This window comes from Clostridium sp., assembly GCF_018372875.1.
In the GTDB taxonomy this organism is placed as follows: Bacteria; Bacillota; Clostridia; order Clostridiales; family Clostridiaceae; genus Clostridium.
Genome location: NZ_JAHAIF010000017.1, coordinates 47,801 through 62,955 on the forward strand (window position 1 = coordinate 47,801; position 15,155 = coordinate 62,955).

Here is a 15,155-nt window from a genome sequence, read left to right on the forward strand (position 1 = left end):
AAAATTACTATCCTTTATTTTATATTTTTTAATATGAATATGTAATAATACCTTTGATTTATAGCTAATTGAAATTTTATACCTTCCTAGACAGTGAAAAGGTGTTACAAGATTATCAATCATTTTGTAACACCCCTTTATTATTCTTGACCCTTATCTAAAACCTTCTTTAACTTTTCTAAACCAAGTATTAATCCTCCTCCTAATAAGAAGAATAAAATACTAAACTCCCCAAATCCCATTGGAGCTTCAGGAATTTCTAAGGTAGTTGGTCCCATAACAACTGCGTATAATGACCCAATCATTAAACCAATAATTGTATATATTACTTTTGATCTATGGTTTGCTAATAAATATCTAAGAAGTCTTATAATACTTACTATACCTGTAATTACTCCTAGTCCAAAAACTATAACTATTGGTAAATAGCTAAAATCAAATTTAATAACACTTTTTACAGCTGTCATAATTGGAGCATATATTCCAAATATCAGTAATAGTGTTGAACCTGATATACCAGGTAATATCATGGCACAAATTGCTATAGCTCCAACTACAAATACATAAGCTATTAACCCAATATTTAAATTGTCTAATGAAAGATTTGTACCAGTTCCACCACTTGTTGCTGGATTAAAATATGTTATCGCAGCAACTACTAAAATACCTATTACTGCGAAAATTATATTCTTGTACTTACCTACTATTTCTGACTTTTCTTCTCTAAATATTAATGGTAGAGAGAAAATTATAAACCCTAAAAATAAAGAACTTATTTTATAAATATGTGTTGTAAACACTGATGATATAAATAGCACTGCTAGTACCATACCTACAGCCCATCCGATACCTATCTTTATTAAGAATTTTAATGACTCTAATTTTTCTTCCTTATTACTCTTTGTTGAAACTAAAGAATTTAATGAATTAATAAACTTATCATAAAATCCTAATATAAATGCTATAGTACCACCTGAAACCCCTGGAACACTATCAGCTAGTGCCATACAAAAGCCTCTTATAAAATTAATAATGAACACCTCTTACTTCCTCCGTTACTACTATTTTTACATATTTTAAAATTTGTCACTAGCTTTAATTATATTGTCAAAATTTAAAAATTACAATTCATATTTGGAATCTTAAAAAAGTTTTAATATAACAAAGCTCACATTTATAATCTGCAAGCTTTATTATTAGTTTTAATTTTATAAGTTTTTATAATATTTTATTAACTCTTCTTTAGTTTTTATCCCTTTGGCTTGTGGTATCATTAATTCACCTTTATCTCTTCCATTAAGATGTCCATTAACTAAATATTCTTTTCCTACTAACTTTTGTCCCCATTCAATAATCTTATCAACAGTTGGAGTTTTAACATTACACAGTTCAGCAAAGGCTTTAATTATGCAAAGGCCAAACTGAATATCTTCAACAAAATATCTAGAATTTTTATTTGGAATAAACCCTCCTTCTACCTTTACCATTGGTGAATCTATTCCTTGAAATCCTGGAGCTGTATTTATTTTTTTAGACAATTCTTCAGCTATAGATATTCCGTATCTCTTCTTTATTTTTTCCATATCTTCTTCATAAAACTCATTATTATAATTTAATGAATTAAAAATTTCTGTTAATTCATCATCTAAATCTAATAATGTTTGAGAAGCTAAAGTTCCCCACTCTTCATAAAAATATGGATTTCTTGGATATACCTTTTCTCCTTCAACATAATCATTAAACAATTCATATAATCTTGATGGATGCATTGTTGGATTTGATGGGGACAATGTTATAGCTAAATAATTACTTAAAGGTAAACATGGAATATCAATAAAGCTTGTCATAACCTCACATACCTTATCAGAATACTTGCTTGGTATAACTCTTAACTTCATAAATTCATTTTTTTGCTTTAACAGAACACACTCACCGTACTTTTCTAATCTAATAATTGAAGGTACTCTTTGACTTCCAAAGAAAATACAACCTTTCTCTAGCAATTCATCTATTAAATATTCCTTACCTCCAAACCCTGGTATAACTCCAACTACAGTTCCTTTATTTAAATATGGAATTATTTTTTTTAATGTTTCTTCTATCATAAAAGATGGATATGTTATTAATACATAATCTGCATTTTTAACTGCCTCTTCATAACTTGATGTTATGGAATGCACCTTAACATTATGTCTTAATTTTTTTCCTCTTCTACTAAAGTTATTTCTTCCTTAAAAACTTCTGGCTTAGAGGTATGAAGCCATACCTTATTTCCTTCTTTCATAGATATATACGTAGCTAAATATGTACCTATATTTCCTGCTCCAACAATACAAATATTCATAAAATCATCCTTCCTAATATTGTGAATATATCTTAATAACAAATAATAAAAAGGGACGCTATAAGAGCCCCTTTTTATATAATTAATATTTCTTATTAAAACTCCTCTAACATATCTAACAATTCATTAAATCTATGAATTGTAGCTTCAAGGGGCCCTGATGTTGTCATATCAACTCCTGCATCCTTCAAAATATCTATTGGATACTTACTTCCACCAGCTTTTAAAAATCCTTTATATTTTTCTACTGCATTTTCTTTACCTTCTAAGATAGCATTTGCAAATGCTGATGCTGCTGCATATCCAGTAGCATATTGATATACATAGAAGTCTGAATAGAAATGAGGTATTCTTGCCCATTCCATATCTATATCTTCATCAACTACCATATCTGGTCCAAAGTAATTAACATTTAACTCATGCCATTTTGCTGAGTAATCTGCAGCTGTTAAAGCTTCCCCTGCATTTAATGCATTATGTGTATATAGTTCAAATTCTGCAAACATTAATTGTCTAAATACAGTAGTTCTAATTTGCTCTAATTCTTGGTTTATTAAATAAAGCTTCTTTTTCTTATCTTGTTCTTTTTCAATTAAATAATGAATTAGAAGTGCTTCATTTGTTGTTGATGCAACTTCTGCACAGAATAAAGTATACCCTGCATAGTAATATGGTTGAGTCTTTCTTGAATAATATGAGTGTAGTGAGTGTCCCATTTCATGTACAAGAGTTGAAACATCATTTAATTCGTTATGGTAATTTAGTAGTACATATGGCATGGTGTCATATCCACCCCAAGAATAAGCTCCACCTCTTTTACCCTTATTTTCATATTTATCAATCCAACCACTATTAATACCTTCATTAAATAGATTTAAATATTCTTCTCCAAGTGGCTTAAGACCTTCATTAGCAAGCTTAACACCTTCATCAAATGATATCTTTTCTTTCTCCACCTCAATTATTGGTACATATAAATCATACATATGCATTTCTTCTAAACCTAAAAGCTTTTTCTTTATCTTTACATATCTATGAAGAGAACTTAGATTATCATTAATAGTCTTAATTGCATTTTCATAAACTGATACTGGAATATCATTAGGAGAAAGTGATGCTTCAATTGGTGATGAATACTTTCTCACCCTTGCACTAAAGTTAAAACTCTTAACTGATGAAGTTAATGTAGTAGCTAATGTGTTATCAAACTTTTTATATTCACCAAACAATCTTTTAAATGCAGCTTCTCTAACACTTCTATCCTTACTCTTTATAAAACTTGAGTAATTGCCTTCTGTAAGCTCTACTTCATCTCCATCTTCATCCTTTATGTTTCCAAAAGTCATATCTGCATTAGTAAGCATATTATGTATGCTTGATGGTGCATCTAAACAATCAGATGCTAATGCAAGTAATTCTTCCATTTCCTTAGTTAATATATGTGGCTTTTCTTTTAAAATATCCATTAACATAAACTCATAAAGCTTAAATCTTTCGTCATTCTTTATAAGATCTTTAATAAATCCATCAGGTAATGCAAGTATCTCTGGCACAAAGAAAGCTCCATAACTTGCAAACTCAGCCATAAAAGCATCAATTTTATTCATATATGATTGATACTTTTGGTTTGAAGTATCTTCATCTGATTTCATATGAGCATAAACATATAATGTTTCTCCAAGTCTTGATACCTTTTCATTTAACTCTAGATATTTAAGAATTTCTTCTTTATCATTTAATTTTCCAGCAAACTCTCTTAGCTTTGGACTTTCTTTCTTTAAGATATTAAAATCCTTTTCCCAAGCATCCTCATTTGCATAAATTTTTTCTAGTTTCCACTTATCTTCTAAGTTTATCTCTTCTCTTTTCTTTACAACTTTATTATCTTCCATATTTTCGCCTTAAATTAAAGGCTACCTCCCTTCATATATTACCTTCTATATGTATTCTTCTTCCTTGCCTTCTATAGCTAAAAATACTTTTTTCATTTCTTCATTGATTAATTCTACAACCTTATCTAATACATCTTTCATTTCTAAATGTTCTTCTTTATAAGGGAACTTAAGAATAAACGTTGGGTTATATTCATCTAATTCCTCTTTAATTTTAAAACCTTCTTCTTCAAATCTTTTTATATTAAAAAGATCATATATTGCTGAGTATTCCCATTCCTCAACATCTTTATTTGTATCAAAATATAAATTCACTTCATTATCTAAAACAAATAGCTTTTTAACATATAAAGCTCCTTCATTAACTTCAAAGCTTCCAAGCTCTTTAGTTATAAATCCTGTTTCCTTATCTTTCTCCATTAAAACTAAACTTGAAAAATCCATATAATTTCTTCCTTTCAATTTTGCTTACATTATATTATCTTCCTTTATTATAGAGTTTATTAGTCAAATTAGGCAATAGTACCAATAAAAATATGATAAAAATCCAACTTTTTTAAAAGATACTCGAAATAATTGTTAAATATTGAAAAATATTTATCATTTCATCATTTGTAAAAATATGGTAATATTTTCTTATGCAACAATTAGGAGGGTTATTTATGGAAAAACAACAAAAAGTAATAAAAAATAATATATCAAGAGTAGCTAGATTAAAAAAACAAAAAAGAAAAAGAAGAATATCCTTATTAATATGTGGTGTATTAGTTATTGGAATTGGATTCTTTATAGGTTATAAACTTTACATAAAAAATAAATGTAAAGACCTTGGATATGCTGTTGAACACTATCTTACTTCAAAAAAAGCAGATAACGGATTACTAAGAGTGCAAAATATGACTCTGGTTTTCTCTGATGATACTACAGCAATAGTTAAAGCTTATGGTCTTTCAAAAGAAGAACCACATGAAAAAAGTGCTGTTGAAGGTATGTTTAGGAAGGACTCTCTAGATTCTTGGGATTTAGAGAGCACAACTTTATTAAATACTCTTAGTTAGTATTTGCAAACAATTCGCAAATAGGTGTATAATAGGGTTAGTTAATCCAATTTATGCGTATTTATAGACCAATAATGCATAATATATAGCATATTGGTCTATTATTTTGTTAAGAAAGGATATTATGGGAGCTGATAACTTGATAAAAATTGATAATTTAAGTTTTGCTTATAGCAAGAATACTCCTCCACTATTAAAGGATGTAAACTTAGATATTCCTAAGGGGGTATATCTTTCTATAGTAGGAGAAAACGGTAGCTGCAAAACTACACTAATAAAACTAATACTAGGACTACTAACCCCTATATCTGGGTCAATAACTGTAAATACAGATAATATTGCTTATGTACCTCAAAGATTAGATGGATTTAATTCACAATTTCCTATTTCAATTTATGAAATATTAAAAATACATGCAAAATCATTAAAACTAGATCCTAAATCATCTTCTATGGATGTTTTAGAAAAGGTTAATATGGTAAAGTTTAAGGAAAACCTAATTGGTAACCTATCAGGAGGACAACAACAAAGAGTTTTTATAGCAAGAGCTCTTATAGGTAATCCCGATTTGATAATCTTAGATGAACCTTCTACAGGTGTTGATATTAAAAATCAACAAGAAATATACTCTCTTTTAAGTAAAATTAATAAAGAACAAGGGACAACTATAATTTCAATTGAACATAATATGGACATAGCTTTAAAATATTCTACACATATATTAACAATAAACAATGGAAAGTTAACTCTTCAATCTAACAAAGATTTTAGAGAAAACTATACACTTCCAGGGGCTTAATTATGTTTGAATTTGATTTCATGAGAAATGCCTTTATGGCGGGAGTAGTTGTTTCAATTTTATGTCCAATCATAGGTTTATTTATAGTACTTAGACGTAATTCAATGATAGGTGACACCCTATCACATTCATCCTTTGCTGGAGTTGCTATTGGGCTAGTTTTTGGTATGAATCCAATTATATCAGCATTTTTATTCACTACTATTTGTGCAGTTATAATTGAATTTTTAAGAGGATATTATAAAAAATATGCTGAACTAGTTATGTCAATAGTTTTAACCTTAAGTTTAGGTATAGCAATAATTTTAATTAGCACAGGAAAAGCCAATGCTAATGTTAATTCATATTTATTTGGTAGTATACTAACTGTTTCAAAAAGTGATTTACTTATTATAGCTACAGCCGGTATTATTTGTCTATTAATACTTAAAGTAATTTATAATAAACTTATTTACATTACCTTTGATGAAGAAGGTGCAAAAACTGCTGGTATTAACGTTAAATTTATTAATTACTTATTTACTATTCTAGTAGGTGCAACAATTTCTCTTTCTATAAGAATAATGGGTATATTAGTTATTTCATCAATTATTGTTGTTCCAGTTGCTACAGCTATTCAGCTAAAAAAGAATTTTAATAAAACTTTAATTTTATCAGTATTATTTGGATTAATTGATATTCTACTTGGATTATTTTTATCCTATCATTTTGATAGTGCTCCTGGCGGTACTATTGCATTAACATCAGTAATAGTTTTAGTAATTACCTTAATACTAAAAAGAAATGATAATTAAAAAAATAAGGCTACTTTGAAGTAGTCTTATTTTTTTGTTCCAATTTATGTAAACATATGTTATATTCTTATTGAGGTGAATATATATGAACGACTACTTTAACGAAGACTTTTTAACAGATGAAGAAGTAAAAAAATCCAAGAAAAAAGTTCTTATTGGTACACTAGTATCTTTATGTATATTAATATCACTTATCATATTTGCACTATATGAACTAATATCAACTACCGTTAAAATGTTTCCTCAAAATGAAGAGTTACTATCAGAATCCTTTTCCCCTGATAATAAATATAAAGTTGAGGCCTATTTAGTTGATAGTGGAGCTACAACAGATTTTGGTGTGAAGTGCATTTTATTTGTAGATAATAAAAAATCTAAAACTATCTATAGTGATTATCATATTAGAGATGCCAATATAGAATGGATTGATAATGATACAGTTTCTATAAACTCTCATATAATCGACTTGCCTGATGGAAAATATGATTGGACCATTGATAAAACAGGAACTGATTAACAGTTTCTGTTTTTTTAGTTCGCTATATTTTTTTAATATGAAATTGTACTAATACCTTTTATTTATATCTAATTAGAATTTTATATTTTGCTATACAGCAAAAGAAACCGCCTTTGCGGTTTCATACTTACTTATGCCTTTTACATTCCTCGCATACACCTTTCATAATTAAATTATGCTCTGTTAATGTAAATCCTGTTTCGCTTTGAACTAACTCTTCTATTTGTTTCATAGGACATGGAACTTCAATCTCTTTATGGCAAACACTACATTGAAGTAAATGCTTATGTTCATCTCCTTTAATTCTATATGAAAATCTTCCATCATTTAAGGAAAACTTGTCTATAATTCCCTTTTCTTCAAAGGCCTCTACCCCTCTATAAACAGTACTTAAATTAATATCCACACCAAACTTCTTACATTCTTCTAATATATTTTCTACACTTAAGCTTCTATCTGCCTCATATAAAACTTTTAAAATTGCTATTCTACCTTTAGTAACCTTTAGTTCCTTACTCTTTAAAAAGCCATCAAAATTCATCATCTCACCTACGATTCAAGAATAATTAGTATATTTATTATATTATATCATATGAATATATTTTTTTATTTAAAAAAATATCATCTTTATAGCAAATAATATTAATGCTATACCCCCTAAGAAATTTGCATACTTTGAAATAAAACTTATTTTTCTTAAATATCTACATGAAAAAAATGCAATTGTACAAAAAAATAATGTTATTAATCCAATAAGAACAGAGTTTATAAGTAGTATAAGCAAGCTTCCTAACTGATGGAATGTAGTAAAACCAATTATCAAAGCGTCAATACTTACCGAGATACCAAGTATCACCACCATACTATTTTTTATCAAAAGAGAATTTCCCTTTTCTTTAACTCCATCCATTATCATTAGTATACCAATAGCACCTACAATAATTCCTCCAAGTACAGAAGGAATAGGCAATATGTATGTATCAAAATAATATCCCCCTCCTCCTCCTATCAAAGTAAATAAAAATTGAAAAAAACCAAAAGACAATATATATCCTATTTTCTTTTTCCTAGTTATTATTGAGTTAACTCCTATTCCTATACTAATACCAAAGGCATCCATAGCTAAAGCTATCCCTATTACAAAAACTCCAAAAATACTCATTTCCTCAACTCCATAATTTTATCTATACATTCTATAAATAGTTACACATATAACTTATTATGCAAAAAATTTTAAAAAGACTTTATTATTACTACTTTTTATTGTATAGTATTAAATAGAGTAGATGTTTTATTAAATAGTATATCACATTTAAAGATATTAGTATAAATTTATAGATATAAGGAGAGTTAATATGCCAAATTGTATAATAGCCCAATCAGGTGGACCTACCTCTGTAATTAATTCTAGTGTTGTTGGATTAATTAGAGCTAACGAAGAATTCAAGATATTCGATAAAGTTTATGGTGGATTAAACGGAATTGAGGGAATTTTAAATAAAAACATTATTGATTTATCCCAAATATCTTCTGAAGATATAGATATATTTAAACTTACTCCATCTTCTGGATTAGGTTCTTGTAGATATAAAATGAAAAACATAGAGGAATCTACTGAAGAATACGACAGACTTTTAGATATTTTAAAGAGTTTAGATATAAAAGCCTTCTTTTATGTTGGCGGAAATGATTCTATGGATACTACAGCTAAACTTGGAAAATACGCTAAAGAAAATGGACTAGATATAAACTTTATAGGTATTCCTAAAACAATCGATAATGATTTAATGTATACCGACCACACTCCTGGATTTGGTAGTGCAGCAAACTTTATTTCTACAGTTGTTTTAGAGACATATTTAGATTCTTCTGTATACATAAATAATGGTATATTTATAGTTGAAACTATGGGTAGAGATACTGGATGGCTAGCAGCTTCTGCTTGTACAGCTAGATATAATGGTAAACCTGTAGCAGATTTTATTTATCTTCCAGAAAAAGCTTTTAATGTTGAAGACTTTTTATGTGATGTAAGAGCTAAATTTAAGGAACAAAATCAAGTATTTATAGTTGCTTCTGAGGGTCTAAAAACAGAAGATGGAAAATTCTTATCAGAAATGAACGTAATTTCTCAAGATAACTTCGGTCACTCTCAACTTGGTGGAGTTGGACAACACTTAAGACAATTAATACTTGATGCTGGAATAACAACAAGAGTTAAAGCTTTAGAATTAGGAGTTCTACAAAGATGTGCAATGCACTGTGCATCTCAAATAGATATTGATGAAGCATTTAATGCTGGATATGAGGCTTTAAAATATGCAGCTGAAGGACATAATGGATACATGGTAGCAATAAATAGAGAAAGTAATTCTCCTTACTCAACTTCATTCTTTTTAGTAGAAGCAAATAAAATAGCTAACAATGTTAAATACTTCCCTAAAGAATGGATAAACGAAAAAGGTAATGGAGTAACAGAAGAAGCTTATGAGTACTTTATGCCTTTATTAAATGGTGTTCCTACTTTATACAGAACTAACAACGTTCCACAGTATAAAGTTTTTACTAAATAAATACCACATATAATTTGAAGAGGATTTATTAATCCTCTTCATCTTTTTCTTTATAAATATATAAAAACACTGGCAAGTAATATACGGAAATTATAGCCCATACAATTTGAATACATAATTTACTTATAATTTTCAAGGGAAGTATCCAAAAGATTACAGAAAGCATTAAAAAAAAGCTTAGAGTTACAACTTTACTTAAATCTGTAGCCACTAGTTTTCTACCACAGTTAGGACATATAATTTCGTTAACTTTTTCTTGTTCTAATACTTGGGCAATACTTATATTATACAGACATCTCTCACATTTCTTTGTCATACCCCTCCCCCCAAAAAATTTTAGCTTCTATTTTTTCATAGAAATATCTTCTACTGCATTTAAAAAATAATCAACTTCACTAATATCATTATATATTCCAAAACTTGCTCTTATCATTCCTGGCATTCCTTTATCTTTATCATTCATCAACATCAAAGTATCTTTTTCGCTTATATTCATTAGTCTTCTACAATAAGGATGTGCACAGAACCAACCTTGTCTTACTGATATACCATAATGTTTTGCTAGTTTTTCTGCAACTTTTTGATGATAGATGGAATCTATATTAAATACTCCAATACCTAATCTATCTTCCCTATTTACTATATCCCCATAGGTCTTAACTCTTGGTATAGAGCACAATCCACATAACAACCTATCTCTTAGATGAATTTCATGGTTCTTTATATTATCAAAACCAATCTTATCAAGTTCTTCTAATGCTTTTGTAATTGCTATTACTCCAAAATAATTTGGAGACCCTGCTTCATCTTTTTCTGGGGGAGGTAAATATTCTATAGATTTATCTAGTACTATATTTACAGTCCCTCCACCTTCATTATCTGGAACTTTTTCTTCAAACTCATTCTTCAATCCAACAATTACACCAGATCCAAATGGTGCATATAATTTATGACCTGAAAAAACTAAAAAATCGATACTTTCATCTTTATCTTTTCCACTCATATCCACCCTAATATGAGGAACCAGTTGTGCTCCATCAACTATTATCTTTGCTTTATATTTATGGACAACTTGTGCTATTTTATGAATATCATTTATATATCCTGTTACATTTGATGCTCCAGTTACTGTAACATACTTTACTCTACCTTTATATTTTATAAGCTTTTCTTCTAACTCATGAATTTTTAACCTACCAAGTTCATCTACTTCAATGTAGTCTACCTTGCACTGTCTTCTCCATGGTAAATCGTTAGAGTGATGCTCCATTCTTGTAGATATAACAACATCATTTTTATCTTTAATTAAAACTCTTGCCAAAGTATTAATACCATCTGTTGCATTATTTACATATATTACTGTATATTTTTCTTTATCTTTTATATTAAAAAAATCCAATAGATACTCTCTAGTTTCATTATAGATTCTAGTTGTAACTTCAGCTTTTTGTCCTGCACCTCTGCCTATGGACCCATAATACTCACTTAAATTAATAATAGAATCTAAAACACATTTAAATGGCGGAGTTGTTGCTGCATTATCAAAATTTACCGCCCTAATTTTAACCCCTCCTAGGATTTCCACCTTAGAGTCTACTCCCATTAATATATCATGAAAGTTAACCACTTTTTCATTCATATGCATCTCCTCCACTATATCTTATTCAAAAATCTATATTTAGGTTCTATGTTCTATGAAAGGTTACAAACTCATAATATTTAAGGTAACAAGTGACTTTTTAAGTCATATAATTATATTAAACATTCTTTTGGAGGTAAGAAATGAAACCCGATGAAAAATATATGCCATCCAGTTATAGAAAATCAGATGATGACCTGACTTTTGTACCTTTTACTGCTCCTTCTCCACTAATTGGATGGACACCCCAGAATCTGTTTGATGGTTCATCAGTTAATAATATTCCTAATAGTATGATTATGACACCTCAAATGAATTCTCAATTAAATCTTCCTAATTTAGGAGTTAATCCAAATATGAATATGCAACCTCAGCAACCTAATTTATATCCTAATCAAAATTATATGGGATATAATAAACCTATTAATACATGGCAATTACCTAGTCAATCAATAGATACCAACCCAAGTAGTATGAGCTATGGTGAACAACTTTCTGCTTACTATAATCCACAAAATAATACTCCTACCAATCAAGGAATAGATACAAATCCAAGTAGCATGGGGTATGGTGAACAACTTTCTGCTAATTATAACAATAATTATTCTAATCAATCTAACAATAATACTAATAGCTATGCTGGTGGATTACCTTCTTCAAAATATAATGCTAATAATATGAACACCATGAATTCACAAAGTCAAGGTACTGGTACTAACCCAAGTTATGCTAATAATTCAGGCTATACACCAAATCTTATTAATAACCCTAACTCTCCTCAAAACAAGGATTTAAGTATTCAGTATCCTGATGATACTAGTTCAGATATTTTGTATTCTTACAATAATTCAAATGTAAATACTACTGATACATCAAATAATACGCCTAATACATCTACTAATAATATGAATAACAATATCACCAATAACACTAACGTTAAAAATCCAGCTGAGTTACTAAGAAGCTTGAATTTAGACGTTGATGAAGATATTGATTTAATTAGATGTTGTAAGGATGATGATATTAATAAGCTATACAAAGAAATTGAAAATGACTGTCCTGGAATATTATCTTTGCTTGAAGCCTATAATATTCCCTCGCCAATTGCTAAACTAATCATAAGGCGTATTATTAAAATAACAATGCGTTATTGTAAAAAGTAGGTGAAAGGTTATAATTATGTTTAATGAATTTCTTCCTAGAATAACATCTACAATTAGACTATTACACGCTGCACCCGGTGCAGGCAATATTGATATTTATAGTAATGGTAACCCACTTGCTATGAATATATCTTTCAGCAATATAACTGAATATTACAACATTAATCCTGGAAATAATGAGATTCAAATATATAAAGCTGGTACCTATGACAATCCTATATATACTGAAACCATAGATATAGAACCTAATACAACCTCAACACTTTGCATTGTATTACTTGAAAGTACATTACAATTACTAAAACTAAAAGATGGTACTCCAACAAGTTCAGCTAATGAATCTTATTTAAGATTCATAAATTTATCACCTGATTCACCTTTACTAACATTATCTTTACCAAATGGTGATACTCTATTCAATGGTGTTGAATATTTAGAGACAACAGGATATTATCTACTATCTCCTGGTATATATAATTTTAAAGTTGAAGCTACTGATGCTACAGCATTAAGTAAGTTCATAAGTGAAACCACATTAACAGATGGTTTATTTCACACCTTATTTATAATAGGATTATTTGATGACACTCCACAAATAGGTTCTTTATTTGAAAAAGATGGTACAAAAAAATAGTAAAAAAGAAGTTCGCTTTGCGAACTTCTTTTTTACTATTTTTTCTTGCTAACTCTTATTCGTATTTTTTCCTTTCACAATAATTATTTCCTTTTACTTTGTTATATCTATTATTTTTATCTTTCTTATCGTTATTAATATCTACATAATATTTATTGGTAAATAATTAGGCCCTAAAGAAAAATCTGTAGGGCCCTAATAATTTAAATTACTTTCTTTTTTTTAGTACAAATCCAGAACCAAGAAGTAATGCTGCACTTACTACTAATGCAAATGTCGAGCTATCACCTGTTGCAGGCAAGTTATCATTAACATTATTATCACTACTATCATTATTAGTATTATCATTGTCTGTATTTCCGCTATTATTATTGTTATTTCCTTGTGCTAATTCTAAACTACCTAAAGCTAACTCTAAGCCTTTTAACGCTTCATCTACTTCTTGTTGAGTAGCTTCTTTATTATCTAAAACCTTAATAGCTTCTTTTATTTTTTTATTAGGCTATGTTAGCTAACTTTGTGATTAATTATATCTAAAATAGGCTATAATATAGGTATAGACTATATTTCAACTAATTTACAGAAAGGATACCTAATATTATGTCAAAAATAGATATAAAAGCTATGATAAAAGATTTAAAAAAGAATGAACTTACAGAGTTAATTTCAGTAGCACAAGAAGTATTAAGTACTTTATTTAATTCTTCTGAAATTAGAGATAATGTTAAAGAAAGTAGATTTTCTAAAGGATACGAGTGCCCAAAATGTCAATGTAAAGATGTAAATAAAAATGGGAAATCTAATGGAAGACAAAGATATATATGTAAACGTTGTCGTACAAGTTTTGATGAGTTTACTATGTCCCCATTCTCTAATACAAAATTAGGGTTAGATAAATGGATAAAATACTGCGAATTAATGATATTAGGACTTTCTATAAGAAAATGTGCTGAAGAAGTAGGAGTAGGTGTTAAAACGTCTTTTTACATGCGTCATAGGATACTTGATGTAATCAATTTATCATTAAAAAATGATAAAGTTGAAGGTATAGTTGAAGTAGATGAATGCTTTATTAAGGAGTCTTTTAAAGGGAATCATTCTAAAAGTACTACATTTGTAATGCCTAGAAATCCTAGAAAAAGAGGTAAAGGTAAAAATGATAAGAAGAAAAGAGGAATATCAAAAGAGCAGATTTGCATAGAGACAGCAATTGATAGAAAAGGAAATATCCTTATGAGTGCTGTTTGTAATGGCAGAATTACAACAAATCAAATAATTAACTTCTTTGACAATAAAATATGTGAAGATGCTACTTTTTGCGTAGATTCACATAAATCATATATGGCAATAAAGGATAAGTTGAATATAGAGTTAAAGCAAGTTCCTAGGGGAAAATCAATGATAGATAGTGTTTATCATTTACAGCATATAAATGCTCTTCACAGTAGCTTTAAGAGATGGTTAATGACTTTTAATGGTGTATCCACAAAATATATCAATAATTATTTGGCTTGGTTTAAATTTCTACAACTAAGTAAGAAAAATAAAAAGAATGACCGAATTAAAGATATGCTAGTGAATGTAGCTACTAAGGATACTTATGTAACTAGAGCCACTATTAGAAATAGATTCATTGAGTTAATATAAAATAAGGAACTTTACTTAGAATTAATGAAACCATTTTATAATTGGAAAATAATCGAATACTTTGTATAATATAATTAAGTTCACAATTGTTATAT

At 28.5% G+C, this 15,155-nt stretch carries 18 protein-coding genes; 8 read left to right on the forward strand and 10 right to left on the reverse strand.

The window, feature by feature from the left end:
• Positions 1–140: 140 nt before the first annotated feature.
• From KIB46_RS07590 to KIB46_RS07610, 5 genes are all read right to left on the reverse strand, one after another.
• Positions 141–1,040, reverse strand: coding sequence for a DUF368 domain-containing protein (locus KIB46_RS07590; RefSeq protein ID WP_156562208.1), 900 nt, complete (start codon positions 1,038–1,040; stop codon positions 141–143).
• 168 nt (positions 1,041–1,208) lie between these two features.
• Positions 1,209–2,180 carry an NAD/NADP octopine/nopaline dehydrogenase family protein gene (locus tag KIB46_RS07595; RefSeq protein WP_291671335.1) on the reverse strand — a complete coding sequence of 324 codons (972 nt, stop codon included), beginning with the start codon at positions 2,178–2,180 and terminating at the stop codon, positions 1,209–1,211.
• A gap of 14 nt (positions 2,181–2,194) precedes the next feature.
• Positions 2,195–2,344, reverse strand: a complete 150-nt coding sequence (locus KIB46_RS07600; protein WP_291671336.1) for a 2-dehydropantoate 2-reductase N-terminal domain-containing protein — start codon at positions 2,342–2,344, stop codon at positions 2,195–2,197.
• A gap of 95 nt (positions 2,345–2,439) precedes the next feature.
• Entirely contained in the window at positions 2,440–4,236 is a 1,797-nt protein-coding gene (gene pepF, locus KIB46_RS07605; RefSeq protein ID WP_291671337.1) for an oligoendopeptidase F, read from the reverse strand.
• 45 nt (positions 4,237–4,281) lie between these two features.
• Positions 4,282–4,680 (reverse strand): DUF6762 family protein, encoded by a 399-nt coding sequence (locus tag KIB46_RS07610; RefSeq protein WP_291671338.1) that lies wholly within the window; start codon positions 4,678–4,680, stop codon positions 4,282–4,284.
• Positions 4,681–4,898: 218 nt separating this feature from the next.
• Between KIB46_RS07610 and KIB46_RS07615 the strand changes: the two genes are divergently transcribed.
• The 4 genes from KIB46_RS07615 (at position 4,899) to KIB46_RS07630 (ending at position 7,404) form a co-directional block, all read left to right on the forward strand.
• Positions 4,899–5,294 carry a hypothetical protein gene (locus KIB46_RS07615; RefSeq protein ID WP_291671339.1) on the forward strand — a complete coding sequence of 132 codons (396 nt, stop codon included), beginning with the start codon at positions 4,899–4,901 and terminating at the stop codon, positions 5,292–5,294.
• Positions 5,295–5,433: 139 nt separating this feature from the next.
• Positions 5,434–6,093: a metal ABC transporter ATP-binding protein gene (locus KIB46_RS07620; RefSeq protein WP_291671340.1), complete on the forward strand. Its 660-nt coding sequence runs from the start codon at positions 5,434–5,436 to the stop codon at positions 6,091–6,093.
• 2 nt (positions 6,094–6,095) lie between these two features.
• Entirely contained in the window at positions 6,096–6,887 is a 792-nt protein-coding gene (locus KIB46_RS07625; protein ID WP_156562221.1) for a metal ABC transporter permease, read from the forward strand.
• A gap of 85 nt (positions 6,888–6,972) precedes the next feature.
• On the forward strand, positions 6,973–7,404 hold the full coding sequence (locus KIB46_RS07630) for a DUF5412 family protein (RefSeq protein ID WP_291671341.1): 432 nt from the start codon (positions 6,973–6,975) through the stop codon (positions 7,402–7,404).
• Between the two features lie 127 nt (positions 7,405–7,531).
• On the opposite strand, the gene KIB46_RS07635 is transcribed toward KIB46_RS07630, so the two are convergent.
• Both KIB46_RS07635 and KIB46_RS07640 read right to left on the reverse strand, forming a co-directional pair.
• The gene (locus tag KIB46_RS07635; protein ID WP_027099447.1) at positions 7,532–7,945 is read right to left on the reverse strand and encodes a Fur family transcriptional regulator; all 414 of its coding nucleotides are present in this window, start codon (positions 7,943–7,945) and stop codon (positions 7,532–7,534) included.
• 69 nt (positions 7,946–8,014) lie between these two features.
• On the reverse strand, positions 8,015–8,566 hold the full coding sequence (locus KIB46_RS07640; RefSeq protein WP_291671342.1) for a manganese efflux pump: 552 nt from the start codon (positions 8,564–8,566) through the stop codon (positions 8,015–8,017).
• Positions 8,567–8,759: 193 nt separating this feature from the next.
• On the opposite strand from KIB46_RS07640, the gene KIB46_RS07645 reads away from it, so the two are divergent.
• On the forward strand, positions 8,760–9,977 hold the full coding sequence (locus KIB46_RS07645; protein WP_156562229.1) for a 6-phosphofructokinase: 1,218 nt from the start codon (positions 8,760–8,762) through the stop codon (positions 9,975–9,977).
• A 28-nt stretch (positions 9,978–10,005) separates the two neighbouring features.
• Here the strand turns inward: KIB46_RS07645 and KIB46_RS07650 are convergent, their stop codons facing one another.
• Both KIB46_RS07650 and KIB46_RS07655 read right to left on the reverse strand, forming a co-directional pair.
• The gene (locus KIB46_RS07650) at positions 10,006–10,293 is read right to left on the reverse strand and encodes a hypothetical protein (protein ID WP_156562231.1); all 288 of its coding nucleotides are present in this window, start codon (positions 10,291–10,293) and stop codon (positions 10,006–10,008) included.
• 27 nt (positions 10,294–10,320) lie between these two features.
• Positions 10,321–11,622 carry an aminotransferase class V-fold PLP-dependent enzyme gene (locus tag KIB46_RS07655; protein ID WP_156562233.1) on the reverse strand — a complete coding sequence of 434 codons (1,302 nt, stop codon included), beginning with the start codon at positions 11,620–11,622 and terminating at the stop codon, positions 10,321–10,323.
• A 137-nt stretch (positions 11,623–11,759) separates the two neighbouring features.
• Here KIB46_RS07655 and KIB46_RS07660 point away from each other — a divergent pair, with 137 nt between their 5' ends.
• Both KIB46_RS07660 and KIB46_RS07665 read left to right on the forward strand, forming a co-directional pair.
• On the forward strand, positions 11,760–12,779 hold the full coding sequence (locus KIB46_RS07660; protein ID WP_291671343.1) for a hypothetical protein: 1,020 nt from the start codon (positions 11,760–11,762) through the stop codon (positions 12,777–12,779).
• A gap of 16 nt (positions 12,780–12,795) precedes the next feature.
• Complete coding sequence (locus KIB46_RS07665; protein WP_156562235.1) at positions 12,796–13,413, forward strand: DUF4397 domain-containing protein; 618 nt, start codon at positions 12,796–12,798, stop codon at positions 13,411–13,413.
• Between the two features lie 208 nt (positions 13,414–13,621).
• Here KIB46_RS07665 and KIB46_RS16380 read toward each other — a convergent pair whose 3' ends face one another.
• Complete coding sequence (locus tag KIB46_RS16380; protein ID WP_363290389.1) at positions 13,622–13,903, reverse strand: LPXTG cell wall anchor domain-containing protein; 282 nt, start codon at positions 13,901–13,903, stop codon at positions 13,622–13,624.
• 110 nt (positions 13,904–14,013) lie between these two features.
• Here KIB46_RS16380 and KIB46_RS07670 point away from each other — a divergent pair, with 110 nt between their 5' ends.
• Positions 14,014–15,060, forward strand: a complete 1,047-nt coding sequence (locus tag KIB46_RS07670; RefSeq protein WP_032492483.1) for an IS1595-like element ISCpe8 family transposase — start codon at positions 14,014–14,016, stop codon at positions 15,058–15,060.
• Positions 15,061–15,155 lie beyond the last annotated feature (95 nt).